A 26,115-nucleotide genomic window follows, 5' to 3' on the forward strand; every position below is an offset into this window, starting at 1 on the left:
CCCCCCTTGATGTCGTATCGCGGCTCGTTCGAGTGAGGCCTCAGGCCCAACCCTGCAATTCACGGCGGACGACGTTTTCGATGACGCGCATACCGTCGTCGCTGTCGTTGAGACAGGGAATGTGGCTGAATTTTTCACCACCATTGTGCAGGAAGTCCTCTCCCGCTTCGCCGGCGATTTCCTCCAGCGTCTCGAGGCAGTCGGAGACGAAGCCGGGGTTCAGGATGGCAATGCGCTTGACGCCTTCCTTTGCGAGCTTCTCCACCGTCTTGTCGGTATAGGGCTGCAGCCATTCCTCAGGCCCGAAGCGGGACTGGAAGGTGACCATCAGCTTCTCCTTCTCCCAGCCGAGATGCTCGCGCAGCAGGCGCGTCGTCTTGTAACACTGGCAGTGATAGGGGTCGCCCTTCATGAAGTAAGACTTCGGGATACCGTGATAGGAGGTGATCACCAGTTCCGGCTCCCAGTCGAGCGTGGCGAGGTGCTGGGTGATCGAATTGGCGAGGGCTGCGATGTAGACCGGGTCGTCGGCATATTGCGGTACCGTCCGCAGCGCCGGCTGCCAGCGCATCTTCAACAGCGCCTTGAAGGCCTCGTCATTGACAGTCGCCGTGGTGGCGGCTGCATATTGCGGATAGAGCGGATAGACGAGGATGCGCTCGCAACCGGCCTTCTGCATCTCGTTCATCTTCGCCTGGATGGCCGGCTGGCCGTAACGCATGGCCCAGTCGACATGCACGTTGGGCAGGTCTTTCAGGGCGACCGCCAACTTCTCCGCCTGGCTGCGGGTGTAGGTGCGCAGGTAGCTCTCATCGAGATCCTTGTTCCAGATTTCCTCATAGGCCTTGCCGACCTTCTGCGGGCGCTTGTTCAGGACGATGCCGTAAAGGATCGGATACCAGAACCACCGAGACCACTCGATGACGCGCTTGTCGGTCAGGAACTCCTCGAGATAACGGCGCATCGATCGGTAGTCCGTACCGTCGGGCGTCCCGAGGTTGACAAGCAGCACGCCGACCTTGCCGAAATTCACGGGGGGGTGCTCGGAGGGCCAATGGGCGGGGAGTGCGTTCATTGTGTTGTCCTGGTGAATTGATTTCGACCGATACGTGAGGATGGCCAGTTGAGATCATCTGATAAAAGCAAAAGCCGGTCCGGGGAAGCCCGGACCGGCTTTTGGCATGCGGCAAACTGGCTTACTTCGCCGGCAGCTGCAATTCGCGGCCGATCGAAATCACGTTCGGATTGCGAAGCGTGTTCGCTTCGGCGATCTTGCTCCAGAACATGCCGTCGCCATAGGTGGCTTCCGCGATCTTCCAGAGGCTGTCACCGGCAACGACCTTGTAGACGGTCGCTGCAGTGGCCGCCGCCGTTTCCGTGGCGGTAGCCGCAGGCGCAGCAGTGGCTGGGGTTTCAGGTGTTGCGGCAGCGGTGGCGGGTGCCTCGGTTGTGGCGGGCGCGGCCGGCGTGGTTGCGGCATCAGCCGTGGCAGGGGCCGGCTCTGCCGACGCTGCAGCGGCGATCACGGTGATGCGGCCATCCGTGTAGGGCTTGTAGGGATTGTTCTTGGCGAGATAGTCGGCCACCACCGTCTCCAGGCCTGGTCCGAAGTCATAGGCATTCTGGCCGCCGGTTGCGAATATCTCGTAGCCGTCGCCACCCGAGCGCATGTAGTTGTTGGTGGCGACGCCGTAGACCTTGTTCGGATCGATGGCGACGAAGGCATCGCCTTCCTTGACTTCGACCGAGGTGATGCGGCTGCCGGCGGGTTTGTTGAGATCGGCGGTGTATTTCAGGCCGGAGACCTGTGGGAAGCGACCTGCGGCTTCCTCGACCTGTCCAACGCCGTTTTCGAGCGCTGCGACCACATCCGAACCCTTGAGCTGGAAGGAGGCAAGCGTATTCTGGAAGGGCAGGACAGTGAGGACTTCGCCCATGGTGACGGTGCCCGCATCGATCGAGGCGCGCAGGCCGCCACCGTTCTGAATTGCGATGGTGACGCCCTGATCCTTGACGCGATCCACCATGGCGTCGGCCACGAGGTTGCCCATGGTGCATTCCGTGGCGCGGCAGGTTTCGCGGGAACCATCGACTCCCTCGGCCGTCGCCCCGATTTCCTTCGTCTTCAGTTCCTCGATCGGTCCGCCGAGCTCTGCGACCTTGGCGACGTAAGCCTCATCCGGCGTCACGGAAGCGTCGAGCAGCTTCGTATCGCCAGAGGTCGACTTCACCACGCCGGCATCATCGAAGACAACCGTCAGGTCACCGAGATATTTGGAATAGGCATAGGCCTGGACGATCGGTACGTCTGTTCCGGCCGGGTTCTTCACGAGCGTCGGGTAGGGGCCAGCCGCCTTCTCGTCGGTGTTGGAGAGCAGGGTATGGCTGTGGCCTCCGACGATCACGTCGATGCCATCAACGGCTGCCGCGATCTCCTGGTCCCTGAGATAGCCGACATGCGAGAGCAGCACGATCTTGTCGATGCCCTGGCCTTCGATCTCCGTCACGGCTTCCTTCAGATAGGCGATCTCATCGGCAAACAGGATCGCGTCGCCAGGCGACGAGGTCTCGTCGGTGTCGGTCGCGAGGACGGAGACGATGGCGACCTTCTCATCACCGAATTCCTTGACGATGTAAGGCTTGAATTTGTCGGCGACCGGCGAGTTCAGCCCGGCCAGCGTATTGCCTGAGATCATCGGGAAGTTCAGCGCGTCGATGAACTTGGCAAGCTCTTCCGGGCCGTCGTCGAATTCGTGGTTTCCGATCGCCATGGCGTCGAAGCCGATGCCGTTCATGAAGTCGGCGATCGGCGCGCTCTTGTAGGTGGTGTAGAAGAGCGAGCCCTGGAACTGGTCGCCCGCATCAAGCGTCAGAACATTCTTGCCAGAGAGTTCGGCACGGCGGGCGTCGATCGCAGCCTTCACCCTCGCGATACCACCGAAGCACTCATTGGCGGCTGCGTCTTCTTCAGAGCAGGTGGAGTCCGTCTTGCCGATCGCTTCGATGCGCGAATGCAGATCGTTGATGTGCAGGATGTTGAGTTCGAAATCGGCCAGAGCGGTTCCGGCCGTCAGGGCCAGCACCGAGGCGCTGAATAGGCCAATCTTCAAATGTCTGAACATCTTGTTCTCCTGTTCCAAACCATTCCATCTCACCCCAGTCTGGCACACGAGGATGACAGCCGCGCGCCGGAATTCGGATGCCGGATGTTTTCATCAAGACCGGGACAGAGCAAGCGAAAATCGCCCCGTGTCACGCATGTTAGGCAATGCCGAAACGAAAGAAGCGGCCACTTGGGCCGCTTCTCAACACGCTCTTGGAGGTTTCGTCTCAGCCGCGACGGGCGAGGGAGAACTGTGCACCGCTGTCGGAGGTGCAGTTGAGCTGGCTCGGAGTGACCAGGGCGCAATTGACCTTTTGCCGCGTGTTGCGAACCAGCGAGGTCATGTTGATCTCAACCAGGCGATCGTTGACCAGCGTGTAGGTTCCCGAGGCGAGGATCTGATTGGAGTCCGTGGTGCGCGTGGTGAAGGTGCCGCCCTGGAAGGTGGACGCAATGCCGTTCGGATCCACCCAGGCGCCTTCGATCGACGGACCCTGCTGGACGGCCGGCAACTGGCGTGGCGGGCTGGAATAACAGGACGTAAGTGCGAGGCTCGCTGTGGTGATCGCGACCAGGGATCTGATTTTCATTCTTGTCTCCCACCTTCACGGCAGTTCGGCAATGCCGTCCGCCTCTCGATTCTTCAGGCAAACCATGCCGCGAAGCCTTGACCAAAGCAAGGCGCCAGGGCCGGGGTGCCAAGGTTATCCCGACCTTGATGTCGCAACTGTTGCATGACAAAGGCCCGCCTGTAAAAGCGGGCCTCGCCAATGTTCGTGAACTCTCAGCGAACGAGGATGTTCCGGAACTGCCACGGATCCTTTTCGTCGAGGTCTTCCGGGAAGAGGCCCGGGCGACCGTCGAGCGGCGTCCAGTCGGTGTAGTGGCCTTCGACGGGGCCGAGATAGGGCGACTGCACTTCGAGGCAGCGCTTGTAATCCATCTCGTCCGACTCGACGATGCCGGCCTTCGGGTTCTCGATGGCCCAGACCATCCCGGCGAGGACGGCAGAGGTCACCTGCAGGCCGGTCGCGTTCTGATAGGGCGCAATACGGCGGGTTTCTTCGAGCGACAGGCGCGAACCGAACCAATAGGCGTTCTTCTCGTGGCCGTAGAGCAGCACGCCGAGTTCATCGACGCCGTCAACCAGTTCGTCCTCGTTCAGGACGTGGAGGACCGGCTGCTGCGTGCCGCCATTGCCGAACATCTCGTGCAGCGAAAGCACGGCGTCGTTGGCCGGGTGATAGGCATAGTGGCAGGTCGGACGGTAGACGACTTCGCCATCCTTCTCGACGGTGAAGTAGTCGGCGATGGAGATCGACTCGTTGTGCGTGACGAGGAAACCGTATTGCGGGCCGGGCGTCGGGCACCAGGTGCGAACGCGGGTGTTGGCGCCCGGCTGCTCCAGATAGATCGCGGCCTTGCAGCCCTTCTTGTGCTTCTTGGCGTTCTTCGGCATCCAGTTCTCATGGGTGCCCCAGCCGAGTTCGGATGGCTGCAAACCTTCCGAGATGAAACCTTCGGCAGACCATGTGTTCCAGAAGACGTTGAGCGGCTTCGGGTTTTTGGTACGCTGGGTGTCGCGCTCGGCGATGTGAACGCCCTTGACGCCGACCTTCTTCATCAGCTTGGCCCAGCCGTCACGATCGTTCTGGTCGGGCTCTTCGAATTTCAGGCCGATTTCATGGGCGAGATTGACGAGACCCTGCTTGACGAACCAGGAGACCATGCCCGGGTTTGCGCCGCAGGTGGAGACGGCCGTCGTGCCGCCCGGGTTCTTCGCCTTTTCCTGGCGCACGGTTTCGCGCAGCGCGTAGTTGGTGCGCTCGGAATTCTTCATGTTCTTGTCGAAGTAGAAGCCGAGCCAGGGCTCGACGACCGTGTCGATGTAGAGCACGTCGAGTTTGCGGCAGAGCTTCATCAGGTCGAGCGAGCCGGTGTCGACGGAAAGGTTGACGCAGAAGCCCTGGCCTTCGCCTTCCGTGAGAAGCGGCTTCAGCAGCTTCTTGTAATTGTCCTTGGTGACATGCGCCTGGATGTGCTTGATGCCGTGCTTGGCGAGAAGCTCCGCCTCGTCGTTGCGCGGGTCGATGACAACCATCCGGCTCTTGTCGAACTTGAAGTGTCGTTCGATCAACGGCAGGGTGCCGCGGCCGATCGAGCCGAAGCCGATCATCACGATCGGGCCGGTGATCTCGCCATAAACCGGGTAGGTCATTTCGCTCATTTGCGTCTCCTTGGAGGCCCGGTTTCTTGCCTGGGCCGTGTTTCCGGCCTGTCTTGTGCGGCCGGAGCTATAATGGCGGTTCTAGATCACAAAACTCTGACACAATAAAGGGTGAGGACGAGGGGCTAGGGGCTCTCAGATATTATTTTCCGACGCTGCATCTTGCCGCAGGCGCGACACGAGGCGGTCGCGCTGTATGTCGAGGCCTTTGTATCGAAGCTGGGGATCGCTCAGCCCCTCCAGCTGCTCCGCGAGCGCCAGGGCGAGACGCCTGCCGTCCGGGTGTTTTTTGAACAGAATGACGGGGTCGAGATAGATGCGGATCGTGAAGACGATAGCACCTGTCTGCGGCAGTTTCGTCAAGGTCTGACGCTCGACGCGGACGACGGCCACGTCCGGATCGGCCGCATCGTTGCGCCCCGTCTCAGGATGGAAAAGCTTTTCCTGCCAGTTGATCGACCAATTGAAGCGTTCGGCCGGCAGGCCGGGTGCGAGATTGTCGAAGATGCGGTTGATCATCGCGGCATTGCGTGTCCCACCCTCGAAGCCGGGTACATGTTCGTGGACCTCCTCCATCGGCCGGTTGAACTTTTCCGCGAGCAGCCATGAAGAGGGGAAGGAAAGGTGGGCGGCAGCGATGAACCAGCCCGCCTCGCGCTTCATCATGATGACGAGGTCATCCTGGACGAGCAGCCCTGCGCGCAGGAGTGGAGGGATGGTCTGATCGGAAATGTCGGCGGTGTGGCCGGCTATCTGCAGGAAGTCGCCGTCGCGGCGGTAAAGCTGCCTATGATGGGTCTCCAGATGCGAGAGGAGTTCGGCCAGACATTCCTGTTGGGCGGCAAGGCTGTCTTGGGTGGCGCGGAAGACTTCGGTGAGGCGGGTTTCCGCAAGCTCGCGCTTTTCCGTGAGGTATCGGTCGAGATCCGCGTCGGGTTCGATCCAGCGAGCCGGGTCGAGGGCCGAGAGGCCGATCGTGAAGGGACGCGTAGGGCCGGCATAGGGGGCGTGGATGAGTGGCATACTCCAAGGCTCCAGCGGATCTTTGCCCGTGTCAATGTCGACCAGAGTTGAATGAGCCGAAGTCTTCATCGTTTGAGGTGGTCGATCAGGGCTCGCAGTTTCGGCGCCATGTTCCGCCGACTGGGATAATAGAGATAGAAGCCTTGGAAAGAAGGGCAGTACGCCTCGAGGACCGGCACCAATTCGCCGCGGCGAAGCGGTGCTTCGAACGAATCCTCCATGCCGAAAGTGATGCCCGCACCGGCGATTGCGAGTTTCACCATCAGCGCCATGTCGGTGGTGGTGATGGTGTCGGCGACTGCGACGGAAAACTCCTTGCCGTTCTCGGCGAACTCCCAGCGATAGGGTGCGACCTGCAGCCCAGACCGCCAGCCTATGCAGCGATGGTTTGCGAGATCGCGCGGATGTGCGGGCTGGCCGAATTCTGCGAGATAAGCCGGTGATGCCACGGCCAGTTGCCGCAGATTGCCGGACACGGGAACGGCGATCATGTCCTGCGCGATCACCTCACCAAGTCGGACACCCGCATCGTAACCCTCTGCGACGATATCGAACTCCTCGTCGGTAACAGTGACATGCAGCTTCACATCGGGGTGGTCGTTCGTGAAACGTGCGAGCAAGGGGCCGGAGAGAAAGCTCTCGGCGATCGAAGACACTGCGAGATTGAGTTGTCCTCGCGGCTTGCCACGCAGGTTCGCAGTCGCCTCTAGTGCATCGTTCATCTCGGCGAGGGAGGGAGCGATCTGGGCGTAAAGCCGCTCGCCTGCTTCCGTCAAAGAAACGCTGCGGGTCGTGCGAGCCACGAGCGCGATGCCCAGCGTCTCCTCGAGTTTGCGGATCGACTGGCTGACCGCTGAACGCGTCACGCCGATGCGATCGGCGGCAGCCCGGAAACTCTTCTCGTCCGCAACGACAGCAAAGACTGCGAGCGCGTTCAAATCGTGCATCATTGGTTAACATCTCTTGCCAGTGAGGAAAGTAATGGACGGGTTATCGCGACAATGAACGGTGCTTACTTTTCTGGCAACCGCATGCAGCGGGAACCACGAAAGGACAAAACCATGGACAAAGTCGTTCTGATTACTGGTGCATCGAGTGGAATCGGTGCCGGCATTGCACGGGAATTGGCGAGAGCGGGGGCGGCAGTCGTCCTCGGTGCCCGCCGGACGGATAGACTGGACTTGCTGGCAGACGAGATCCGTTGGGCCGGCGGTCGCGTGATGACGCGCCGGCTGGATGTAACCGACCGCGCCGACGTTGCAGCGTTCGCCGAGGCAGCGAGGCTTGAGTTCGGTCGGGTGGACGTCATCGTCAACAATGCCGGTGTCATGCCGCTGTCGCTGATGTCCTCTCTGAAGGTCGAGGAATGGGAGCGCATGGTTGACGTCAACATCAAGGGCGTCCTCTACGGCATCGCTGCGGTTCTGCCGGACATGACCGAACGCGGTTCCGGTCATATCATCAACATCGCCTCGATCGGCGCGCTCAGCGTTTCCCCGACGGCAGCCGTATATTGCGCCACCAAGTTCGCGGTGCGGGCGATTTCGGATGGCTTGCGCCAGGAGAACGACAAGCTGCGCGTCACATGTATCCATCCCGGCGTCGTCGAAAGCGAACTGGCCGACACGATCACCGATCCAGTCGCGGCCGAAGCCATGAAGGGGTTTCGCGCCATCGCTTTGACACCGGATGCCATCGGTCGGGCCGTTCGCTATGCGATCGAACAGCCTGACGATGTCGATGTCAGCGAGATCGTCCTGCGTCCGGTCCGTTCGCCCTATTGAGGAGGCCGAGATGCGATTTGATCTTATTGTTTTCAACGTCGCCGTCGCTTTGGCGGCGGTACCTTCTCAACCCCTTCGTGCAGAGGATACCATGTCTCAGGCAGCCACTACCCAGCATACGCACCCCTATGTCGGCATGTGGGTGACCGAAGATGGTCGCATCCGTCACGAGTTGCTGCCTAACGGACGCTACGACGAAGCCCGTGGCACGCGGGAAAGCGCCTATCAGGGCCGGTATGAGGTGACTGGTACCCATATCGAATACTGGGACGATACAGGGTTCACCGCCGACGGAGATTTCGTCAGCGATGACATTCTGCATCATGGCGGCATGGTGTTCTACCGCCGCAAGTGAAGCAGCCTCATGACTCTGCCATTTCTGCGCGGATCAGCCCGCGCAGGGAATTGCCGACGAAGAGTTTGCGGTGGCGCAGGTCGTCTAGTTTCAGGACTTCACCTCTGGCACGCCGTTCGCGGATCAGTTCGGCGCGCAAGACGCCTGGCAGCAGGCCGCTGGTCAGCGGCGGGGTGAGCAGCATGCCGTCGGCTGCTTCGGCGAAGAGGTTGGTGATCGTGCCCTCGCAGACCTCGCCGCGCTCGTTGAGCAGGATCACTTCGTCGGCCTCGTCCTTGGAAAACTCGGCGCGCGCCGCTTCGTAGGGTTCGCGGCGGGTGGTCTTGTGGCGGAAGAGGCTGTCTTCGGATTGCAGGCGCGTCTTTGCGACCTTCAGCCGCCAGACAGTCTCTTCCGGCTGAGGCTCGAAGGGCGTGGCGCTGACCTCCATCTTGCCGCGGTAGGTCATGACCAGGCGCACACGCAGAGGTTCGCTGCCGGAGACTTCCTTTTCCAGCTTGCCCTTGGCGTCCTGCGGCTGGCGAAAGCCGAGCGCATCGGCGGAGCGGGCGAGGCGTCGCAGATGCTGGTCGAGCCGCAGAAAGCCTGCGTCCGGTTGCCAGCGTAGCGTCTCGATCAGCGAGAAATCCATTGATCACCCAGGGCAAAGCGCGCCTTCAAGAGGCATTCTTCGTATTCGGCCTCGGCCTTCGAATCGTAGACGATGCCGCCGCCGACATTGAAGATGGCACGACCCTCGTTGAAAAGGGAGATCGTGCGGATGGCAACCGAAAACCGCATGGGGCCAGCAGGGTCGCACCAGCCGATCGCGCCGCAATAGACGTCGCGCGGACCGGCTTCCAGCTCGTGCAGGATGCGCATGGCCCACATTTTCGGGGCGCCGGTGACGGAGCCGCAGGGGAAGAGCGCTGCCATGATCTGGGGGAGGCCGATGTCGGGCGAGAGTTTTGCCCTGACATAGCTCACCATCTGGTGGACCGTGGGATAGGTCTCGATGGCAAAGAGTTTCGGCACGGAGAGCGTGCCGACTTCAGTGATGACGGAGACATCGTTTCGCAAGAGATCGACGATCATGCGGTTTTCGGCCTGCGTCTTCTCGTCGGAGAGCATGGCGGCGATGATCGCTTCATCTTCTTTCGGAGAGGCGCCTCGGGGTGCCGTGCCTTTCATCGGGCGGGTCTCTATCCAGCCGTCGTTATCCACGGAGAAGAAGAGTTCGGGTGAACGCGACAGGATTATGGGGCCGGTGCCGTAGTCGATGAGTGCACCGTAGTGCACGGGCTGGCGACCGACGAGTGACCAGAAGGCGGCGCGGGGATCGCCGTCCCAACGGGCCTCGATCGGCATGGTAAGGTTGGCCTGATAGCAGTCGCCCTTGTGCAGGTGAGCGTGTAGCCGGTCGAAGCGGCTACGATAGGCATCGAAGTCCCAGCCGGCTTTGGGCTCAGTGAGCATGGGGGCGTTCGGGATGTTCGAGGGCGCCGCCGCCAGCGGGTGTTCGGCTGATGCGGGGGCGGCGAAGACCCCCATAGCGATGAGTGGGGTTTCCCGCCCGTCTTCCACCAGCGGACGCAGCTTCGGCTCAAAGACGAAGCCCGCTTCATAGGACAGATAACCCGCCAGCCATTTGCCGGCTTTCCGGTGCGCTTCCAGCTTGGCGAGCGCAGGCTCGACCTCGTCCGCCGTCCGGGCGACGACGAGCGTCTCCGGTTCGGCAAAGACGAGGCTCGTCCCCGCGCGGTCGTCGCGGAAGAGCGCATAGGGCGCGTGGTCACGCATGGGATATCGGCGGCTCCGGTTCAGGCTGCCTTATCTAGCGCTTCCAACTCGTCGATCAGCCCCTCGATCATCGACAGACCCTTGGCCCAGAACGACGGATCGGTCGCATCCAGCCCGAACGGAGCCAGAAGCTCCGAATGGTGCTTGGTGCCGCCAGCCTTCAGGAGCTCGAAATACTTGTCCTGGAAGCCCTGGTCGGCGTTCTGGTAGACGGCATAGAGCGAGTTCACCAGGCAGTCGCCGAAGGCATAGGCATAGACGTAGAAGGGCGAGTGGATGAAGTGGGGGATATAGGCCCACCAGGTCTCGTAGCCCTCCGAAATCTTGATCGCCGGGCCCAGGCTCTCTTCCTGGACCGAAAGCCAGAGTTCCCCGATCTTCTCTGCCGTCAGTTCGCCTTCCTTGCGGGCGGCGTGGATCTTGCGCTCGAACTGGTAGAAGGCGATCTGTCGCACGACCGTGTTGATCATGTCCTCGACCTTCTGGGCGAGCATGGCCTTGCGTTCGCGGCTGTCGGTCGTCTTGTCGAGAAGCGCGCGGAAGGTCAGCATTTCGCCGAAGACGGATGCGGTTTCGGCGAGCGTCAGCGGCGTCTGGCACATCAAAGCACCCTGGCCGCCGGCCAGAACCTGGTGCACGCCGTGGCCGAGTTCATGGGCGAGCGTCATCACGTCGCGCGGCTTGCCGAGATAGTTCACCAGGACGTAAGGGTGGGCCGACGGCACGGTCGGGTGTGCAAAGGCGCCCGGGGCCTTGCCGGGGCGGGCAGGCGCATCGATCCAGCCGCCGTCGAAGAAGCGGCCGGCGATCTCGGCCATTTCGGGCGAGAAGCCGCCATAGGCCGAAAGCACCATGTCCTTGGCTTCATCCCAGGGGATCAGACGGTCGGGTGTTTCGGCGAGTGGGGCGTTGCGGTCCCAGAAATTCATCTGGTCCATGCCGAGCCATTTCGCCTTCATCTTGTAATAGCGATGCGACAGGCGCGGATAGGCTTCGCGTACGGCTTCGGCCAGCGCATCGACCACCTCGCGTTCGACGCGGTTGGCCAGATGCCGGCTATCAGCGATGTCCTCGAAGCCGCGCCAGCGGTCGGAGATATCCTTGTCCTTGGCGAGCGTGTTGGTCACCAAAGTGAAGATGCGGATATTGTCCTTGAAGGTCTTCGACAGGGCCTCGGCCGCCTGCTTGCGTTTTGCCGGATCTGCATCCTGCAGAAGCGTCAGCGTCGGCTCGAGCGGCATCTCTTCGTCGCCGATCTTGAAGCGCAGCGAGGCGAGCGTCTCGTCGAACAGGCGGTTGAAGGCAGCAGCTCCCGTCTGGGACTTTTCGAGGAACAGCTGCTCGATCCGGTCGTCGAGCTGGAAGGGCTTGTCCTTGCGCAGGTCAACAATCCAGGGGCGGAAATGGCCAAGCGCCGGATCGCGGTCCATGGCGGCGTCGACCGCATCGTCCGGCAAACGGTTCAGTTCCAGCGGGAAGAAGAGGAGGCGGGACGACATGTCGGTGAGCTTGGCCTGGATATCGCCAAAGAACTTGCCATTCGCCGGGTTCGTCATGTCGGAATAATAGGTGAGACCCGCGTAGGAAGCGATGCGGCCGAGTAGGTCTTCCAGCGCATCCATTTCCGTCAGAGCCTTGGCCAACGATGCATCGCCAACGGTTTCGAGTGCTTCTGCCAGCTTGCCTTTCCACCTGGTTTCGAAGGCGAGGGCGTCCGAGCCTGCCTTCTCGACCGCGCCGAGGAACTCTGCCGAGGTCTGGCCCGGATAGAGATCGTCCAGCTTCCAAAGCGGCAGGTCGCCGAGATTGTGGTCCCTGTTCGCGGAGGTCTGGGGCGCGGGGCTCGAGACCGGGCGGCGGTCGATCATCATGGCGATGTCCTTTCTCTCGTTCGTTCCGGAGATGTAGTCAGTCGTCCGTCAATGGGCAAGCAGCGGCTTGTACCAGCGTGATGCGACTTTATTCCGCACGGAAGGGGGCTGTCTGTGGATTGTGCCATAAACGGTTAAGGACCGTTAAAATGCTAGGCTTTCTTCCAAGAACATCTTCAGGCCTTTCTGGCAGGGTCACCGCGATAACCCAGGAGCGCAAATGCGCCAAAACAGCCTCGGGGAGCGCAAGTTGACTGCACAGATTCTACTCATCGATGAAGATGCCGCCGAGCGCCGCAGCATGAAGGCTGCGATAGAAGCGCACGGCCACACGGTCCATCTCGCAGATACGGTGCATGCCGGTATCGAGCTTTTCCGCCGGCATGGCGATACGATCGGTCTGGTTCTGATCGACGCGGGGTCTACGGACGGGCTAGACCCGACGGTGATCCCTCTGCTCGGGCAGATCAATCCGGCCGTGCCCGTGATCGTCGGCACGGCGGAGGGGGCGACGGAAACGGCGCTCAACGCCGTTCGCGCAGGCGCCTTCGACTTTCTCGTCAAGCCGATCACCCAGGAACGTCTGATCGGTGCGATCGAATCCGCGCTCAAGATCCACCGTACCAGCCTGCAGGGCCGCACCCCGCGTCGGGCCCGCAGCGGCTCCGTTAGTTTCTCGGATGTGGTCGCTGCCAGTGCCGCCATGTCGCGGGTGGTCGAACTCGGTCGTCGGGCGGCGCAATCTATGATCCCCGTCATGCTCGAAGGCGAGGCCGGCGTCGGCAAGGAACTCGTCGCGCGTGCGATCCATGCCGCCAGCGATCGCTCGGCGCGTCCCTTCGTGCCGGTCAACTGCAATGCGATCTCGCCCAGCCTGATCGAAGAAGTCCTGTTCGGAAACGAGCAGCTGCCGGGCAAGGTCATGGAGGCCGATGGCGGCACTCTCTTCATAGAGGAAATCAGCGAACTGCCGCCCGCCGGGCAGAGCCGCGTGCTCGAGATCGCCCAGACGGGCGAGATCCATCGCGGCGCGCAGCAGCGGCCGGCAAAAGCCAATGTTCGGCTGATCCTCGCGACCAACAAGGATCTCATCGAAGAGGTCAAGGCCGGGCGTTTCCGCGAAGATCTCTATTATCGGCTGAACGTGTTCCCGATTACCATTGCCTCCCTGCGCCGCCGCAAGGAAGACATTCCGCACCTGATACGCGCCTTCGTCGAGCGCTTCTCGCTGGAGCAGCGCCTGCCGCGTACGCTTCAAGTCGATCCCTCGGCACTGGCGCTCCTCACCTCCTTCGACTGGCCGGGCAACACGCGTCAGCTCGAAAACGCCATCTTCCGCGCTGTCGTGCTTGCCGACGGAACGAGCCTCAGGGAGCGAGACTTCCCCCAGATCGCTGCCCAGGTGAACAGCCACCGCGGCAGTGCAATCGGAATCGATCAGCACCCGGCCGTGCCGGAGCAGAGCCCGATCGCCAAGGTTCAGGCTGCTTTGGCTGAACGTGCGGCCGCCTTCTCCGGCAGCTACTCGGCTCCATCCACAGGTTTTGGTGGCGCGGCCCAGGGCAATGTCATCGTCAGCACCGACGAAGCCGGCAATGTGCGCAAGCTGGCCGAAATCGAGGAGGAGCTGATCCGCTTCGCGCTGAAATTCTACCGTGGCCAGATGAGCCAGGTGGCGCGCAAGCTTGGAATCGGCCGCTCGACGCTCTACCGCAAGCTGAAAGACTATGGAATCGACCCCGACGACCCGCAAAGGGATGCCGCTTGATCTGCCTCAATCGTCCCTGTTAACTCTGGGGTAAGCTTAATCGCTTACCCAAGGGCTAAGCATTTGTTAGTCAAGCGTTCACTATAAATGGACGGCTTGTGCGGATGTGGCAAATTTGCCATGGTATGACCGCATTTGACGTTCATTCGAATGGCATGGGACGTAGTCTTTCGGACGGGGATTGCATTGCAGGCATCGCAGGATATCAACGCGCTCCATACGCAAAGCGGGCGCAAAACCCGGCTTGCGTCTGCGCAGTTGGCAGCGCGGCTGCTGGTTTCGCTGTTCGCCGTACTTCTGATGGGGCTCGGTGGCCTTCTCGGGAGTGCCGGAGTGGCGAGCGCTGAGAGCCGCACGCTCAACATCGAATTCGTGCACACCGGCGAGCGCGCCTCGATCACTTTCAAGCGCAATGGCCGCTACGACCCCAAGGGTTTGAAGCAGCTCAACTACATTCTCCGCGACTGGCGCCGCAACGAGCCGACGAAGATGGACCCGCGCCTCTTCGACCTCGTCTGGGAGGTTTATCGCCAATCCCGCGCCAAGGGCTATATCAAGGTCGTCTCCGCCTATCGTTCTCCGGCCACGAACTCGATGCTGCGTTCGCGCTCGAAGGGTGTCGCCAAGGAAAGCCAGCATATGCGCGGCACGGCGATGGACTTCTACATTCCAGGTGTGGCGCTCAAGACGCTGCGCGAACTCGGCGTGAAGATGCAGGCCGGCGGCGTCGGTTATTATCCGAAATCCGGTTCGCCCTTCGTGCACATGGACGTTGCCGGCGTGCGCGCCTGGCCACGCATGAACCGTCAGGACCTCGCGCGTCTCTTCCCGGACGGCAAGACCGTCCACATTCCTTCCGACGGCAAGCCGCTGCCGGGTTACCAGCAGGCGCTGGCCGAATACAAGCGTCGCGTGGCCTCCGGCAACACGGTCATGATCGCCGAGGAAAAGTCCTCGTCGCGTCCGCGCAATTTCCTCGCCATGCTGTTCGGCGGTGGTGACGAAGACGAAGTCGAGGATGTTCCGGAACCCGCACAGCGTCCGTCGATCGCTTCGCCGCAGCAGGCTCCTGCCGCGCCGCGCCAGCAGCCCGTGGTCACGGCGTCCGAACCCGTTATGGTCGCTGCCCTTCCGGGTGTCGATGCTGCGGATGCGCCCGTACCGCAGGCCCGTCCCTCGCTGCGTCCGGCCGACAACAGTCTCGCCGTTGCCCTTTATCAGCCTCCCCGCAACGCCGCAGAGGATGCCCTTCAGCAGGTCGCGAGCGGCGTTGCGACGCCGGCCTCACAGCCGACGGATGAATTCCCCGATCTCGCTTCGATGACTGTGCCGGTTCCGACGCTGCTCAATCCGCGGCCGCAGGCCGGTGACGCGGAGCAGGGCGTGATGACCGCTTCGATCGATCCGAATGCGGAAGCAATGCTGCGCGCAGAAGGAATGGCTGTTCCGGTTCCGACGGCACGGCCGGCGGTCGCAGAAGCACTGCTCGCCACGGCAGAGGCCGAAGCCGAAGCTGAAGTGGATGAGGTCGAGCAGGCCATACTGTCACCGGAGGCCGCCGCCGCCCTCGAAGACAGCGCAATCCCGGAAATGGCAGCCCCCATTCCGTCGAGCGCACCGACCCAGGCTAACCTGACGGCTGCACCCGCTCCGAGCCAGAAGCCGGTGGAGGTCGCATCGATCCCGCAGGACGCTTCCGTGGAGGAGGTGACCACACAGTTCGGCGACATGTTCGACGCACCGTCCGACGCTGCGCCCAATGCCGAAGCGACCATGCCCAAGAAGGGCGGACGCCCCGGCCAGGAAGACGCCGAACGTGCGCACATGGCCATGTATGGCGGTACCAAGCTGACCAAGGGCATGATCGAGCAGTGGGCATTGAACCAGGGCAAGTTCGAAGCGGTGACCAAGCCGGTCAAGGCACCCCGCGTCGTGTCGCGCTCGCTCGTGGCACCGGCAACGGCCATTCCTGATGGATTCCGTCTCGACGCCACGACGATTGATCCGAGCCGCTTCGGGGCTCCCTGATCTTCAGCGCCAGTGATTTGCAGACAAAAAAACCCGCCGGATCGGCGGGTTTTTTGTTGGCTTGCGATAAGAGGCTCAGCCTTCCGGCGGGCTCTCGATCATGCCCAGCGCTGCCAGGTAGGTGTCGAGGATCAGGTCCTCTTCCATGCGCTCCTGGTCGTCCTTCTTGCGAAGTGCGATGACCTTCTTGAGGATCTTCGTGTCGAAGCCCATGGACTTGGCTTCGCCGTAGACATCCTTGATGTCGTCGGCGATGGTCTTCTTTTCTTCTTCCAGGCGCTCGATGCGTTCGACAAAGGCACGGAGCTGGTCGCGGGCGACGCCGTGGGCGGCATCAGACATGGGCAATCTCCTTCATTGCAGGGATGGCATTCTCGGGATGGGTTTCGTGGCGATCACGTGCCGCGAAGCGGCGTCCGCGTCAAGCCCCAAAGCTTGCGGCCGTGATCATTCCTTGGGCCGGTTTTCCTCGAAGGCTTGCTGCTGGTCGCTGCTCGCCTCGCGCTGATGGACTGCTTTCCACTCGTCATAGGGCATGCCGTACACGATCTCACGGCTTTCGTCCTTGGTGAGGTCGAGACCCTTGTCCTTGGCGGCGTCGAGATACCAGTTCGACAGGCAGTTGCGGCAGAAGCCGGCGAGGTTCATCAGATCGATGTTCTGCACATCCGCACGATTGCGAAGGTGCGAGACGAGCCGGCGAAAGGCCGCTGCTTCGAGTTCGGTCTGCTGGTCCTTGTTCGGGAGCGTCATCTCTCTCTCCTTCAGGGCGCGACGGGTGTGGATGGATAGGGTCCGGTGCGCGAGGCATGGAGTTGATACTCGTGCAGTTTCGGGTCGGCATTGAGGCGGTCGAAGATCGGTGCGAGGCGGTCCGCCCAGGATGCGACGCCGGCCTCGTCTGCGATCAGATCCTGCCGGACTTCCAGCAGCGCGTGCGGCATGCCCGTCATCATGCAGTGGCGATACATGGTGTCGCCCTTCAAGGCGCCGTCATAGGGCTCATTGTCGCCGACGAGGATGTCGCCCGATGCTTCGAGGCCATCGATCAGCGGGCGCACGGCCCGTTCGTCCGTGTCCCAGAGCGCGGCCGCATGCCAGGGCCGAGGCACGCCTTTCCAGGCGGGTGTGTAGGAATGCAGAGAGAGAACGAGCGGTGCCTTGCCCGAGGCTTCGGCGACCTTCGCGATGACCTCCGAGACGGCCCCGTGATAGGGGCGGTGGTAGGTCTCGATGCGGTGCTGCCATTCCTCTGCGGTGATCGGGTGGTTGCCGGGCACGATAGCGCCGTCGGAAATCCGCATGATGATGGTGGGATCGTCCTCGCCGCGATTCGGATCGATCAGCAGGCGGGAGAAGTGCGACATGACGGCGGGAACGCCGAGCCGTGCGGCGAGCGTCCGTGTCAGCGGTTCTATGCCGATGTCATAGGCAATGTGCCGGCCGAAGGCGCTGTCGGGCAGGCCCAATCGACCATATTTTTCCGGCACATGGTTCGTCGCGTGGTCGGCCAGAAGCACGAGGCCAGCATCGAAGCGGCCATCCAATATCTCGAAAACAGGGGAAACATTCATCAGTTTGAAGCCATCAGCTGCTACAAGCGCTTGATCGCATGGGGAATGGGGGAGCGCAAGCTTTCATGGCTGTCACGTTTGTGCCAAGATCGCACATAAAGGTTCCAGTACTGGCCAAAGACAGAAAATATAATCGATTAGAGTTGCGTTGACATTCTCTGGTCAGCATCGCAAGAAGGCATCCTATGCGCATTTTTGGAGTTCCGGCGGCAATCGTGCATCACCAGATCAGACAGACTTTCGACCGTGCCGCGGCACGTTTTCTGAAGCCCCTCCTGATCGCGGGTGCGCTGTTTTCGCCGATGCTTGCAGCCTCTGCCGCCCAGGCCGAGTTTCGCGTCTGCAACGGCACGCAAAATCTCGTCGGAGCGGCTGTCGGTTACCGGGCGGAAGAGGGCTGGATCACGGAAGGCTGGTGGCAAGTTCCGGCCGGCACCTGCGCCACCCTGATCGAAGGCGAACTCCAATCGCGATACTATTATCTCTATGCTGAGGATGCTGCCCGCGGTGGTCGTTGGACCGGTGACATCAACATGTGTGTCGCCGAAAACGAGTTCAAGATCGTCGGCGTGAAGGACTGCTTCGCACGCGGCTATCAGCAGATGGGATTCAAGGAATACGACACCGGCAGGCAGGGGAGCTGGATGGTCCAGCTATCCGATACGTCGGGCACCCAGGAAAGCCAGAACTGATGAAGCGCAACCGCAAAGTAAAGATCCTCGCCACGCTTGGTCCCGCCTCTTCCGACGAGACGATGATCCGGAAGCTCCACGAAGCCGGGGCCGATCTTTTCCGCATCAATATGAGCCATTCGAGCCATGAGATGCTGCGGACACTGATTCAGCGCATCCGCAATGTCGAGGCCGCCTGTGGTCGCCCGATTGGCATCCTCGCCGACCTGCAGGGACCGAAGCTGCGTGTGGGCAAGTTTGCCGAAACGGCCGTCGAGCTGAAGCCCGGCCAGACCTTTACGCTCGACAGCAACGAGGCGCCCGGCGACGCGACCCGCGTCTACCTGCCGCATCCGGAAATTCTCGAATCCGTGAAGCCGGGCGACCGTCTGCTGATCGATGACGGCAAGCTGCATCTGAAGGCCGTGAAATGCGACGGCAAGACGATCGTCACCGAAGTCGTGTCAGGCACGAAGATCTCTGACCGCAAGGGCGTGAGCCTGCCCGACACCATTCTCGCCACCGGCGTGTTGACCGACAAGGACCGGGCCGACCTCGATGCCGTGCTCGCCACCAATGACGTCGACTGGGTCGCACTCTCCTTCATCCAGCGGCCGGAAGACCTTGCCGAAGTGCGCAAGATCGCCAAGGGCCGTGTTGGCCTGATGTCGAAGATCGAAAAGCCGCAGGCAATCGAATGCATCGACGAGATCATCGCGCTCTCTGATGCCCTGATGGTCGCTCGTGGCGACCTCGGCGTCGAGATGCCGCTCGAGCGCGTTCCTGGTATTCAGAAGCAGCTGATCCGTGCCTGCCGCCGCGAAGGCAAGCCTGTGGTCGTCGCGACCCAGATGCTGGAATCGATGATCACCGCGCCTGTTCCGACCCGCGCGGAAGTCTCCGACGTCGCGACCGCCGTCTTCGAAGGTGCCGACGCAATCATGCTGTCTGCCGAATCGGCATCCGGCCAGTATCCTGTCGAAGCCGTCGCCACCATGGCCTCGATTGCCGCGACGATCGAACGCGAGCCGCATTATCCCGGCATCATCTACGCTCAGCGCGCCCAGCCGGAAGCAACCGGCGCCGATGCGATTTCGCTCGCCGCCCGTCAGATCGCCGAGACGCTGAAGCTGCAGGCGATCGTCTGTTACACGTCGTCGGGCAATACCGGCCTGCGCGCCTCGCGCGAGCGTCCGGAAGTGCCGATCATCGCGCTGTCGCCGGTCATCCAGACCGCTCGCCGCCTGTCGGTTGTCTGGGGCCTGCACTGCGTCGTCTCCTCCGAGCCGACGGATCTGGATGAAATGGTCAACGGCGCCTGCCGTATCGTCGTCGATGAAGGTTTCGGCAAGCCGGGTGACCGCGTCATCATCTCGGCCGGCGTGCCGCTCGGCACACCCGGCTCGACCAACATGCTGCGCATCGCCTATATCGGCTCGGACGGCCAGTCGGGGATCTGATCCCCGGGCCATATGCTGAATTGCAAAAGCCGCCTTCGGGCGGCTTTTTTCATCTGGCCTATTGCCCTGCCTGCAGGGAAGGCGCGTCGCCCTTTGGATCGACCCGCGTGGCGGCCAGGCGTGGCTCCGCCGCCCGGGCCATGGACTGCAAATCGCGTTCTTGTCCCGCAATTTTCTCTAGCGCGGCGATGGCGATATCCGTCACGATATAATCCGGCTTATGACCAAGGCCCTCGATCCAGATCAGTTCGGATCCGGCGATGTCGCGGGCGAGGCCCTTCGAATGGATTTCCTCCAGCACGATCTCATCGGCGTCGCCGGTGATGACCACCGTCGGTTTCGCGATCTCGCGGTAGCGCGGCGAGAAGGCTGTGACATAGGCGTGCAAACCGGCCACATCCTTGGCGTTGGACCGGAAGGCGGACGGGCGCAACACGAGCGCCGGGCCGGTGTCTTCGAGATAGGTCTCGGGGCGCCGATTGGGGGCGAAGACATGGTCTGTCGCGGCCTCGATGCGCATCATGCCGGCATGCAGCGCCAGCGTGTGGCAAAAGATCGGTCCAATGACGGGCGCGGAGGCGAGATGGTAGTACCAATCGACGCCGCCCGGCCATGGATGTGTCGCGGCAGCGAGGAAGATGAGGCCCTCGACCTTGTCCGGATGCAGCACGCCGAAGCTTGCCGTGATGGCTCCGCCGAAGGAATGGCCGACGATGATCGCCCGTTCGATGCCCTTCTGCTCCATGAGGCCGGCAATGGCGTTCGCCTGTCCCTCCGGCGTGTCGTTCTCGGGGCCGCCGCGTTCGGAATAACCATGCCCTGGCCGGTCGACGAACAGAAGTTCGGCGCGGCCCCGCAAAGGCTCCAGGAAGGCGCCCGCCTGATCCCGTAGATTGCCTGAGGCGCCATGGATGAAGATGATCGGCGGCAGGTCTGCGTCGGGCCCTGCGGGGACGTGGAGGGCGTTCAGGCGAAAGCCGCCGACATCGGTCAGTTCTCCGATGTTCGGCGTCTCAGCCTCGACGGCGCGCGCACGGATCTGGGTCGCAATGGCGAGGGCTACGAGGGCGACGATGATAAGGAGGAGGATTAAGAGCAAGGAGAGGCCGATACGGGGGAGGGTGAACACAGAGGGCAGCTTCCGCAAACGAATGTTATCTGCAGAAGATCGTGCTGCAGTGCCGTTCGTCAAGGGAAGCCGGACTCACGTCCGCTGGCCAGCCAGTTCCTCTGAGAGCTTGGAGACGATCTCCTGGGCCTCGCGGTCGGCGGGGAAGACTTCGAGGTAGCGTTCCCAGGCCTTCAAGGCGCCGTCCTTGCTGCCACGCTCGGTCAGGATGCCGGCGAGGCCTGCGATGGCGCCGAAATGACGGGGTTCGAGATCCAGCACCTTCTCGATGTCGGAAACGGATTTCTGATAGTTGCCCATGCTGAAATGCAGCGTGGCGCGCTGATTCCAGGCGCCGACGAAATCCGGTTTGAGCGTTATGGCCTGGTCGATGAAGTCGAGGGCGGCGGCATTGCGCTTTTCCGCTGCCGCCTTGGCGGACCACTGCATCAGCAGATTGATCGTTGGGCTCGGCGAATCGCTCCAGGTGGCCATGGCAGTATTGGCTATCTGACGGGCGGCCTGCGGATCGCGCTCCCGCTTCAGGTCTGCGAGCAGCTCATCGACGGTTTTCGGCTTGGCCGGCGGCCTCAGCGGGACCTGCTCGACGGGGGCCTGGGCTGCCTGATTTCCGTCCTGCTCTTCCGGTGCCTGCGCGGATGCGGTTCCGGCAAAAAGCAGGATGGGGATGAGCGGGAGAGTGAGGGCGAGTCGAAATGAAAAACGGCGCATTCAGGGAAGGTAGTCCCTCAGCGCCGTCTTTCAAACTCAAATTTCCGATATCATCACGCCGCAGATGCGGCGGGCAGTCCGTCTGGCTCATGGGATCCTGAGATCCCGGGGCATCAGCCCTGGCGAGCCTTGAAGCGCGGGTTCTGCTTGTTGATGATGTAGACACGGCCCTTGCGGCGAACCAGACGGTTGTCGCGATGACGGGCTTTAAGCGCTTTCAGCGAGTTCTTGATCTTCATTTTTCTGGTCCACAACGATTGTCGGGGAATGTGTCATTCACCCACTGTGATCAAACAATCAAAAGCGCGCCGCCGGGCGCGCCCCTGAAGAGTTGGCGGCAATTAGCCCGAGGGAGGCCTTGATGTCAACATGCCCGGCGGAAAATGCGGGACACATCAGGCTAAAAAACCGGGAAAATCAGTCGCGAAACGGCAGGATTTCGGTGACATGGCCCATCTTGCGGCCTGGGCGGGCTTCCGTCTTGCCATAGAGATGAACGAGCACGTTCGGCTTTGCGAGCCAGGCTGGCACAGAATCGATGTCGTCCCCGATCAGATTCGTCATCACGCAATCGGAGTGACGCACGGTGTCGCCGAGCGGGAGAGAGGTCACCGCGCGGATGTGCTGCTCGAACTGCGACACGATGCAGGCGGCCTCCGTCCAGTGGCCGGAATTGTGGACGCGGGGCGCAATCTCGTTGGCGATCAGGCTGCCATCCTCAAGCATGAAGAACTCCATTCCGACCACGCCGACATAGGCGAGGCCGTCGAGCAGCTTGGTCGCTGCCTCGCGGGCCGCGCTCGCCGTCTCAGGCGTAATGGCGGCAGGTTGGGTGGAGGTATGCAGGATGCCGTTCAGGTGAACGTTCTCAGTTGGGTCGTAGCAGCGGATTTCGCCATCGGTGCCGCGCGCGGCGATGATCGAGATTTCGCGGACGAAGGGCACGAAGCTTTCGAGGATCAGCGGGACGGATCCCAATGCCTCGTAGCCGCCTTCCGCAGTATCACCCATTCGGTAGACCTTCTGGCCCTTGCCGTCATAACCGAGGCGGCAGGTCTTCAAGACACCTTCCCCGCCGAAGTCGGCAAGGGCGCGTTGGAGATCGGCCTGGCTGTCGACGGCGTGGAAACGGGCGGTCTCGATGCCGGACGCGTTGAGGAAGCGCTTTTCAGTGAGCCGGTCCTGGGCGACTTCGAGTGCCTTCGGCGGCGGATAGACCGGGATGCTGGCGGCCAGCATTTCAGCTGCCGTGACCGGCACGTTTTCGAATTCATAGGTGATGACGTCACAGAGGCGGGCGAGTTCGGCGAGCGCTGCCGGGTCGTCGTAAGCTGCCGTGATCTGCTGATTGGCCACCTGGGCTGCCGGGCTGTCAGCCTGAGGCTCGAGAATGACGGTGCGGAAGTTAAGACGAGCGGCAGACATGGCCAGCATGCGGCCCAACTGGCCGCCACCGATGATGCCGATGGTGCGGATCGTCATGGGGCCTCATCCACGGGATACTCGGCAACGGATGCGGTCTGGCGCTCGACCCATTCGTCGAGACGTTCGGCCAATTCGTCATCGAAGACGGCGAGCACGCGGGCGGCGAGCAGGCCTGCATTCACGGCGCCAGCCCGTCCGATCGCAAGCGTACCGACGGGAATGCCGGCTGGCATCTGCACGATGGAATACAGGCTGTCGAGGCCAGACATCGACTTCGACTGAACCGGTACGCCGAAGACGGGCAAGGTGGTGAGCGAGGCGACCATGCCGGGCAAGTGGGCAGCGCCACCGGCACCGGCGATGATCACCTTGAAACCTTCGTCACGGGCGCCCTTGGCGAAGGCAACCATGCGGTCGGGCGTGCGATGTGCCGAGACGATCCGGGCTTCGTAGGAGACGCCGAGTGCGTCGAGCGTGTCGGCCGCATTTTTCATGGTCTCCCAGTCGGACTGGCTTCCCATGATGATGGCGACGGGCGGGCACTCTGCTGTCATCAGGCTATCCTTCTGCCGTCATGCAATGATGTCGGGGATGATCTGGTCTTCGAGTGCTGTGATCCTGTCCTTGATCGACAGCTTCTTCTTCTTCATCCGCTGAACACGCAAGGCATCGCAACCGACCGAGATCATGGCGTTGATCGCGGCATCATAGTCTTCATGCTCCTGGCGCAGCCGTGCCAGAGAGAGCCGAACGTCAGCCTGTTCCTGATCGGCCATGCTTGTTCCCCATATCGCCGTTTGCCCATCCTTTAAGGATGCCCGGAAGATTCGCGCAAGCTCCTATCACCAAATACCGGTAACGGGAAGTTATCCTTGTCTTCGATTTTCACGGTCGTTTTTGCCCAATTCGCCTTCGACAAACCGCATTTCTCGTGTCACATTATCTTCGCAAAGCCTGAAACTCCAGCGGATGAGGGCTGGAGGTAGGCGATAAGGAAGGACGCATCAAATGACCATACAGGCTCATCTTGAATCGCTGCAGAAGAAGCATGGAGCCCTCGAAGAGAAGCTCCATGACGCGCTTGCATCCCCCTCCGTCGATGATCGGCATATTGCCGAACTCAAGCGCCTCAAATTGCGCCTCAAGGATGAAATGGAACGCGTGAGGGCGACCACACGCCACTGATACCTCCCTTCCGGCTGCGCCGGGGTCTGGCGGACCCAAGACCGATCCCGATGTATTCATGAAGCAGCCAACAACCCATCTAGGCCCCGGAGTTTTCGACTTCGGGGCTTTTGTTTTGTCTGTTGCAGCGAAAATGCCGGAGAAGGCTCACGACCAGAACTGGTCGAGCCACATGTTCATCCGGTCGAAGCCGGGGCGGTGAATGAAATAAATGCGGCGGGTGCCTTCCGAGCGAACGTCGACGAGCCCGCTGTCCAGCAATGCCTTCAGATGCTGGGAGACGGCCGGACGGCTGATCGGCAGCTGGCCGGCAAGTTCGTTCACGGTCTTTTCACCCCGGCGCAGATCCTCGAGGATGTGTCGCCGGTTCGGGTCTGCGATCGCGGTGAACGGGTCTGCGTTCGTCATGGTGAAAGCCTATGTCAAAGGTCGGTCTGCGGCAAGCGCTCATGTGCGCTGCAGCATGGGCTTTGATGACCTATAGGTCAGCCACCGAAGACGCCGACAACCCCGTCATAGAGCAGTTTGCCGCCGGCCAGCAGCACCATGCCATACATGAGCGGATAGAAGACGGCCGGCTTCAGGAGGTGGACGAGGCGTGCGCCGGCGAGCGTCGACACGAGCGCCACCGGAAGCAATGCCGCCGAGAGTGTCAGGTTGGTGCTGTCGAGTTCCCCCAGCGCGAAGTACGGAATGACCTTGATCGCATTCAGGATCGCGAAGAACCGTGTCGATGTGCCTGTATAGGTGAGCGGATCGAGCTTGAGCGGCAGGACGTAGATCTGGAAAGGCGGGCCGCCGGCATGGGCAACAAAACTCGCATAGCCGGCGAGCGAGCCCCAGAAAGAGCCTGCGACCGGACGCTGGCTGGCTGCCGCCGTCTCCTGTCCCTTGTAAGCCGCCCAGCTTTCGAGGAAGTATCTCAGCGCAAAGACGACGGAGATGCCTCCAAGGACGAGACGCATGGCATCGGCTGAGACATAGGTGGATGTCGCCCAGCCAAGGGCGATGCCGATCACGGCACCGGGCAGCATCACGAGAAGCGTGCTTCTGTCATTGTAACCGCGCCAGGCCCAGAGCGCGACGGCATCCATGACGAGCAGGATCGGCAGGAAGATCGCGGCGGCCTGCATGGGGGGAACGGCAAAAGCGAGGAGCGGCACGCCGATCAGTGCGAAGGCACCGCCGAGGCCGCCTTTCGACAGGCCGACAAGGGCAACAGCGGGAATGGCGACGGCATAGAAGTTCGGGTCTGTCAGCATTGCGCGGTTGATCCTTTCGGAAGAGCGGTCTATCGGATTCATCCAGAGAAAACGAGGACGGTTTCCGCAGAAACGGACCTGTCCCGCACACGGAAACACCGCGCATGACCGAAAATCGCTGCCGCCTCGTCCTCATCACTCCTGATATCGCTGATCCTGCCGAGCGCACGGAGATGCTGCGCAATGCCCTGCGCGGCGGCGACGTCGCCTCGGTGATCATCCCGCAATACGGCCTGGACGATACGGTTTTCCAGAAACATGCCGAGCTGCTCGTGCCCGTGGTTCAGGAAGCGGGGGCGGCAGCCCTCATCGTCGACAACAGCCGTGTCGCCGGTCGGGTCAAAGCAGACGGTCTGCATGTCTCGGGCAATGCCGCAGCGCTTGCCGAAGAAGTCGAAAATCATACGCCGAAGCTCATCGTCGGCGGCGGCAATGCGATGGACCGCCACCATGCGCTTGAAATCGGTGAGATCCAGCCGGACTACATCTTCTTCGGCAAGATCGACGGTGACATCAAGCCGGAAGCCCATTCGAAGAATGTGGCGCTGGGAGAATGGTGGTCGTCGATGATTGAGATCCCCTGCATGGTGATGGGTGGGCAGGACCCTACTTCGGCCGTGGTCGTCGCTGAAAGCGGCGTGGAGTTCGTGGCGCTCGGCAAGGCGGTCTTCGCCGATCCTTCCCAAGCTGCCGCGATTGTGACCCGGGTGAATGCCGAGCTTGACGAAAAAGCGCCACGGTTTGCAGATTGAACCGCCTC

Annotated in this window: 28 protein-coding genes; 8 read left to right on the top strand and 20 right to left on the bottom strand. The window is 61.8% G+C overall.

The window, feature by feature from the left end; translation table 11 throughout:
- Positions 1-40 precede the first annotated feature (40 nt).
- The 6 genes from hemH to E9677_RS08125 all read right to left on the bottom strand — a co-directional run bounded on the left by hemH (position 41) and on the right by E9677_RS08125 (position 7,303).
- On the bottom strand, positions 41-1,075 hold the full coding sequence (gene hemH, locus E9677_RS08100; protein WP_136557594.1) for a ferrochelatase: 1,035 nt from the start codon (positions 1,073-1,075) through the stop codon (positions 41-43).
- Positions 1,076-1,196: 121 nt separating this feature from the next.
- Positions 1,197-3,122, bottom strand: a complete 1,926-nt coding sequence (locus E9677_RS08105; protein ID WP_136557595.1) for a 5'-nucleotidase C-terminal domain-containing protein — start codon at positions 3,120-3,122, stop codon at positions 1,197-1,199.
- Positions 3,123-3,330: 208 nt separating this feature from the next.
- The gene (gene omp10, locus E9677_RS08110; protein WP_136557596.1) at positions 3,331-3,693 is read right to left on the bottom strand and encodes an outer membrane lipoprotein Omp10; all 363 of its coding nucleotides are present in this window, start codon (positions 3,691-3,693) and stop codon (positions 3,331-3,333) included.
- Positions 3,694-3,887: 194 nt separating this feature from the next.
- Positions 3,888-5,330 carry a homospermidine synthase gene (locus tag E9677_RS08115; protein ID WP_136557597.1) on the bottom strand — a complete coding sequence of 481 codons (1,443 nt, stop codon included), beginning with the start codon at positions 5,328-5,330 and terminating at the stop codon, positions 3,888-3,890.
- 135 nt (positions 5,331-5,465) lie between these two features.
- Entirely contained in the window at positions 5,466-6,353 is an 888-nt protein-coding gene (locus tag E9677_RS08120) for a heme-dependent oxidative N-demethylase family protein (protein ID WP_136557598.1), read from the bottom strand.
- 65 nt (positions 6,354-6,418) lie between these two features.
- Positions 6,419-7,303, bottom strand: coding sequence for a LysR family transcriptional regulator (locus E9677_RS08125; RefSeq protein WP_136557599.1), 885 nt, complete (start codon positions 7,301-7,303; stop codon positions 6,419-6,421).
- A gap of 111 nt (positions 7,304-7,414) precedes the next feature.
- Between E9677_RS08125 and E9677_RS08130 the strand changes: the two genes are divergently transcribed.
- Complete coding sequence (locus tag E9677_RS08130; protein WP_136557600.1) at positions 7,415-8,137, top strand: SDR family oxidoreductase; 723 nt, start codon at positions 7,415-7,417, stop codon at positions 8,135-8,137.
- Positions 8,138-8,147: 10 nt separating this feature from the next.
- Positions 8,148-8,492, top strand: a complete 345-nt coding sequence (locus E9677_RS08135) for an Atu4866 domain-containing protein (protein ID WP_136557601.1) — start codon at positions 8,148-8,150, stop codon at positions 8,490-8,492.
- A 7-nt stretch (positions 8,493-8,499) separates the two neighbouring features.
- Here the strand turns inward: E9677_RS08135 and E9677_RS08140 are convergent, their stop codons facing one another.
- From E9677_RS08140 to E9677_RS08150, 3 genes are read right to left on the bottom strand one after another with little or no spacing between them, the layout of a single operon-like run.
- Positions 8,500-9,123 (bottom strand): aminotransferase class IV family protein, encoded by a 624-nt coding sequence (locus E9677_RS08140; protein WP_136557602.1) that lies wholly within the window; start codon positions 9,121-9,123, stop codon positions 8,500-8,502.
- The gene (locus E9677_RS08145) at positions 9,108-10,271 is read right to left on the bottom strand and encodes an aminodeoxychorismate synthase component I (RefSeq protein WP_136557603.1); all 1,164 of its coding nucleotides are present in this window, start codon (positions 10,269-10,271) and stop codon (positions 9,108-9,110) included. The genes E9677_RS08140 and E9677_RS08145 overlap by 16 nt, the downstream gene beginning before the upstream one ends.
- A 20-nt stretch (positions 10,272-10,291) precedes the next feature.
- Complete coding sequence (locus tag E9677_RS08150) at positions 10,292-12,142, bottom strand: M3 family oligoendopeptidase (protein ID WP_136557604.1); 1,851 nt, start codon at positions 12,140-12,142, stop codon at positions 10,292-10,294.
- 250 nt (positions 12,143-12,392) lie between these two features.
- On the opposite strand from E9677_RS08150, the gene E9677_RS08155 reads away from it, so the two are divergent.
- Positions 12,393-13,910 carry a sigma-54-dependent transcriptional regulator gene (locus E9677_RS08155; RefSeq protein WP_136557605.1) on the top strand — a complete coding sequence of 506 codons (1,518 nt, stop codon included), beginning with the start codon at positions 12,393-12,395 and terminating at the stop codon, positions 13,908-13,910.
- Positions 13,911-14,060: 150 nt separating this feature from the next.
- Positions 14,061-15,938, top strand: a complete 1,878-nt coding sequence (locus E9677_RS08160; RefSeq protein ID WP_235882888.1) for a DUF882 domain-containing protein — start codon at positions 14,061-14,063, stop codon at positions 15,936-15,938.
- A 75-nt stretch (positions 15,939-16,013) separates the two neighbouring features.
- Here E9677_RS08160 and E9677_RS08165 read toward each other — a convergent pair whose 3' ends face one another.
- From E9677_RS08165 to E9677_RS08175, 3 genes are all read right to left on the bottom strand, one after another.
- A complete protein-coding gene (locus E9677_RS08165) occupies positions 16,014-16,280 on the bottom strand; it encodes a DUF2312 domain-containing protein (protein ID WP_054157131.1) in 267 nt (88 codons plus the stop codon).
- 105 nt (positions 16,281-16,385) lie between these two features.
- A complete protein-coding gene (locus tag E9677_RS08170; RefSeq protein WP_136557606.1) occupies positions 16,386-16,691 on the bottom strand; it encodes a DUF1244 domain-containing protein in 306 nt (101 codons plus the stop codon).
- An 11-nt stretch (positions 16,692-16,702) separates the two neighbouring features.
- Entirely contained in the window at positions 16,703-17,512 is an 810-nt protein-coding gene (locus E9677_RS08175; RefSeq protein ID WP_136557607.1) for an N-formylglutamate amidohydrolase, read from the bottom strand.
- Between the two features lie 302 nt (positions 17,513-17,814).
- Between E9677_RS08175 and E9677_RS08180 the strand changes: the two genes are divergently transcribed.
- Complete coding sequence (locus E9677_RS08180) at positions 17,815-18,204, top strand: DUF1036 domain-containing protein (protein ID WP_136558122.1); 390 nt, start codon at positions 17,815-17,817, stop codon at positions 18,202-18,204.
- Positions 18,204-19,643 (top strand): pyruvate kinase, encoded by a 1,440-nt coding sequence (pyk, locus tag E9677_RS08185; protein WP_136557608.1) that lies wholly within the window; start codon positions 18,204-18,206, stop codon positions 19,641-19,643. The genes E9677_RS08180 and pyk overlap by 1 nt, the downstream gene beginning before the upstream one ends.
- Before the next feature lie 58 nt (positions 19,644-19,701).
- Here the strand turns inward: pyk and E9677_RS08190 are convergent, their stop codons facing one another.
- The 6 genes from E9677_RS08190 to E9677_RS08215 form a co-directional block, all read right to left on the bottom strand.
- Positions 19,702-20,772: an alpha/beta fold hydrolase gene (locus E9677_RS08190; protein WP_235882889.1), complete on the bottom strand. Its 1,071-nt coding sequence runs from the start codon at positions 20,770-20,772 to the stop codon at positions 19,702-19,704.
- A gap of 75 nt (positions 20,773-20,847) precedes the next feature.
- Positions 20,848-21,483 carry a tetratricopeptide repeat protein gene (locus tag E9677_RS08195; protein WP_136557609.1) on the bottom strand — a complete coding sequence of 212 codons (636 nt, stop codon included), beginning with the start codon at positions 21,481-21,483 and terminating at the stop codon, positions 20,848-20,850.
- 113 nt (positions 21,484-21,596) lie between these two features.
- Positions 21,597-21,722: a type B 50S ribosomal protein L36 gene (ykgO, locus tag E9677_RS08200; RefSeq protein ID WP_003497670.1), complete on the bottom strand. Its 126-nt coding sequence runs from the start codon at positions 21,720-21,722 to the stop codon at positions 21,597-21,599.
- Between the two features lie 178 nt (positions 21,723-21,900).
- Entirely contained in the window at positions 21,901-22,965 is a 1,065-nt protein-coding gene (locus E9677_RS08205) for a 5-(carboxyamino)imidazole ribonucleotide synthase (protein WP_136557610.1), read from the bottom strand.
- A complete protein-coding gene (gene purE, locus E9677_RS08210) occupies positions 22,962-23,462 on the bottom strand; it encodes a 5-(carboxyamino)imidazole ribonucleotide mutase (protein ID WP_136557611.1) in 501 nt (166 codons plus the stop codon). Before purE ends, E9677_RS08205 begins: the two co-directional genes overlap by 4 nt.
- Before the next feature lie 18 nt (positions 23,463-23,480).
- The gene (locus tag E9677_RS08215) at positions 23,481-23,684 is read right to left on the bottom strand and encodes a YdcH family protein (RefSeq protein ID WP_136557612.1); all 204 of its coding nucleotides are present in this window, start codon (positions 23,682-23,684) and stop codon (positions 23,481-23,483) included.
- Positions 23,685-23,916: 232 nt separating this feature from the next.
- On the opposite strand from E9677_RS08215, the gene E9677_RS08220 reads away from it, so the two are divergent.
- Positions 23,917-24,093, top strand: a complete 177-nt coding sequence (locus E9677_RS08220; RefSeq protein ID WP_112244271.1) for a YdcH family protein — start codon at positions 23,917-23,919, stop codon at positions 24,091-24,093.
- Positions 24,094-24,240: 147 nt separating this feature from the next.
- Here the strand turns inward: E9677_RS08220 and E9677_RS08225 are convergent, their stop codons facing one another.
- Positions 24,241-24,501: an ArsR/SmtB family transcription factor gene (locus E9677_RS08225; RefSeq protein ID WP_136557613.1), complete on the bottom strand. Its 261-nt coding sequence runs from the start codon at positions 24,499-24,501 to the stop codon at positions 24,241-24,243.
- A gap of 77 nt (positions 24,502-24,578) precedes the next feature.
- Positions 24,579-25,355, bottom strand: coding sequence for a sulfite exporter TauE/SafE family protein (locus E9677_RS08230; protein ID WP_136557614.1), 777 nt, complete (start codon positions 25,353-25,355; stop codon positions 24,579-24,581).
- A 104-nt stretch (positions 25,356-25,459) separates the two neighbouring features.
- On the opposite strand from E9677_RS08230, the gene E9677_RS08235 reads away from it, so the two are divergent.
- A complete protein-coding gene (locus E9677_RS08235) occupies positions 25,460-26,107 on the top strand; it encodes a thiamine phosphate synthase (protein ID WP_136557615.1) in 648 nt (215 codons plus the stop codon).
- Positions 26,108-26,115 lie beyond the last annotated feature (8 nt).

Source organism: Peteryoungia rhizophila (assembly GCF_004912145.1).
Taxonomy (GTDB): domain Bacteria; phylum Pseudomonadota; class Alphaproteobacteria; order Rhizobiales; family Rhizobiaceae; genus Allorhizobium; species Allorhizobium rhizophilum.

Bases quoted from the DNA above. Each gene is read 5' to 3' on its own strand.
- hemH (WP_136557594.1), bottom strand. From the start codon at position 1,075: ATGAACGCACTCCCCGCCCATTGGCCCTCCGAGCACCCCCCCGTGAAT.
- E9677_RS08105 (WP_136557595.1), bottom strand. From the start codon at position 3,122: ATGTTCAGACATTTGAAGATTGGCCTATTCAGCGCCTCGGTGCTGGCC.
- omp10 (WP_136557596.1), bottom strand. From the start codon at position 3,693: ATGAAAATCAGATCCCTGGTCGCGATCACCACAGCGAGCCTCGCACTT.
- E9677_RS08115 (WP_136557597.1), bottom strand. From the start codon at position 5,330: ATGAGCGAAATGACCTACCCGGTTTATGGCGAGATCACCGGCCCGATC.
- E9677_RS08120 (WP_136557598.1), bottom strand. From the start codon at position 6,353: ATGCCACTCATCCACGCCCCCTATGCCGGCCCTACGCGTCCCTTCACG.
- E9677_RS08125 (WP_136557599.1), bottom strand. From the start codon at position 7,303: ATGATGCACGATTTGAACGCGCTCGCAGTCTTTGCTGTCGTTGCGGAC.
- E9677_RS08130 (WP_136557600.1), top strand. From the start codon at position 7,415: ATGGACAAAGTCGTTCTGATTACTGGTGCATCGAGTGGAATCGGTGCC.
- E9677_RS08135 (WP_136557601.1), top strand. From the start codon at position 8,148: ATGCGATTTGATCTTATTGTTTTCAACGTCGCCGTCGCTTTGGCGGCG.
- E9677_RS08140 (WP_136557602.1), bottom strand. From the start codon at position 9,123: ATGGATTTCTCGCTGATCGAGACGCTACGCTGGCAACCGGACGCAGGC.
- E9677_RS08145 (WP_136557603.1), bottom strand. From the start codon at position 10,271: ATGCGTGACCACGCGCCCTATGCGCTCTTCCGCGACGACCGCGCGGGG.
- E9677_RS08150 (WP_136557604.1), bottom strand. From the start codon at position 12,142: ATGATGATCGACCGCCGCCCGGTCTCGAGCCCCGCGCCCCAGACCTCC.
- E9677_RS08160 (WP_235882888.1), top strand. From the start codon at position 14,061: ATGGCATGGGACGTAGTCTTTCGGACGGGGATTGCATTGCAGGCATCG.
- E9677_RS08165 (WP_054157131.1), bottom strand. From the start codon at position 16,280: ATGTCTGATGCCGCCCACGGCGTCGCCCGCGACCAGCTCCGTGCCTTT.
- E9677_RS08170 (WP_136557606.1), bottom strand. From the start codon at position 16,691: ATGACGCTCCCGAACAAGGACCAGCAGACCGAACTCGAAGCAGCGGCC.
- E9677_RS08175 (WP_136557607.1), bottom strand. From the start codon at position 17,512: ATGAATGTTTCCCCTGTTTTCGAGATATTGGATGGCCGCTTCGATGCT.
- E9677_RS08180 (WP_136558122.1), top strand. From the start codon at position 17,815: ATGCTTGCAGCCTCTGCCGCCCAGGCCGAGTTTCGCGTCTGCAACGGC.
- pyk (WP_136557608.1), top strand. From the start codon at position 18,204: ATGAAGCGCAACCGCAAAGTAAAGATCCTCGCCACGCTTGGTCCCGCC.
- E9677_RS08195 (WP_136557609.1), bottom strand. From the start codon at position 21,483: ATGCGCCGTTTTTCATTTCGACTCGCCCTCACTCTCCCGCTCATCCCC.
- ykgO (WP_003497670.1), bottom strand. From the start codon at position 21,722: ATGAAGATCAAGAACTCGCTGAAAGCGCTTAAAGCCCGTCATCGCGAC.
- E9677_RS08205 (WP_136557610.1), bottom strand. From the start codon at position 22,965: ATGACGATCCGCACCATCGGCATCATCGGTGGCGGCCAGTTGGGCCGC.
- purE (WP_136557611.1), bottom strand. From the start codon at position 23,462: ATGACAGCAGAGTGCCCGCCCGTCGCCATCATCATGGGAAGCCAGTCC.
- E9677_RS08215 (WP_136557612.1), bottom strand. From the start codon at position 23,684: ATGGCCGATCAGGAACAGGCTGACGTTCGGCTCTCTCTGGCACGGCTG.
- E9677_RS08220 (WP_112244271.1), top strand. From the start codon at position 23,917: ATGACCATACAGGCTCATCTTGAATCGCTGCAGAAGAAGCATGGAGCC.
- E9677_RS08225 (WP_136557613.1), bottom strand. From the start codon at position 24,501: ATGACGAACGCAGACCCGTTCACCGCGATCGCAGACCCGAACCGGCGA.
- E9677_RS08230 (WP_136557614.1), bottom strand. From the start codon at position 25,355: ATGCTGACAGACCCGAACTTCTATGCCGTCGCCATTCCCGCTGTTGCC.
- E9677_RS08235 (WP_136557615.1), top strand. From the start codon at position 25,460: ATGACCGAAAATCGCTGCCGCCTCGTCCTCATCACTCCTGATATCGCT.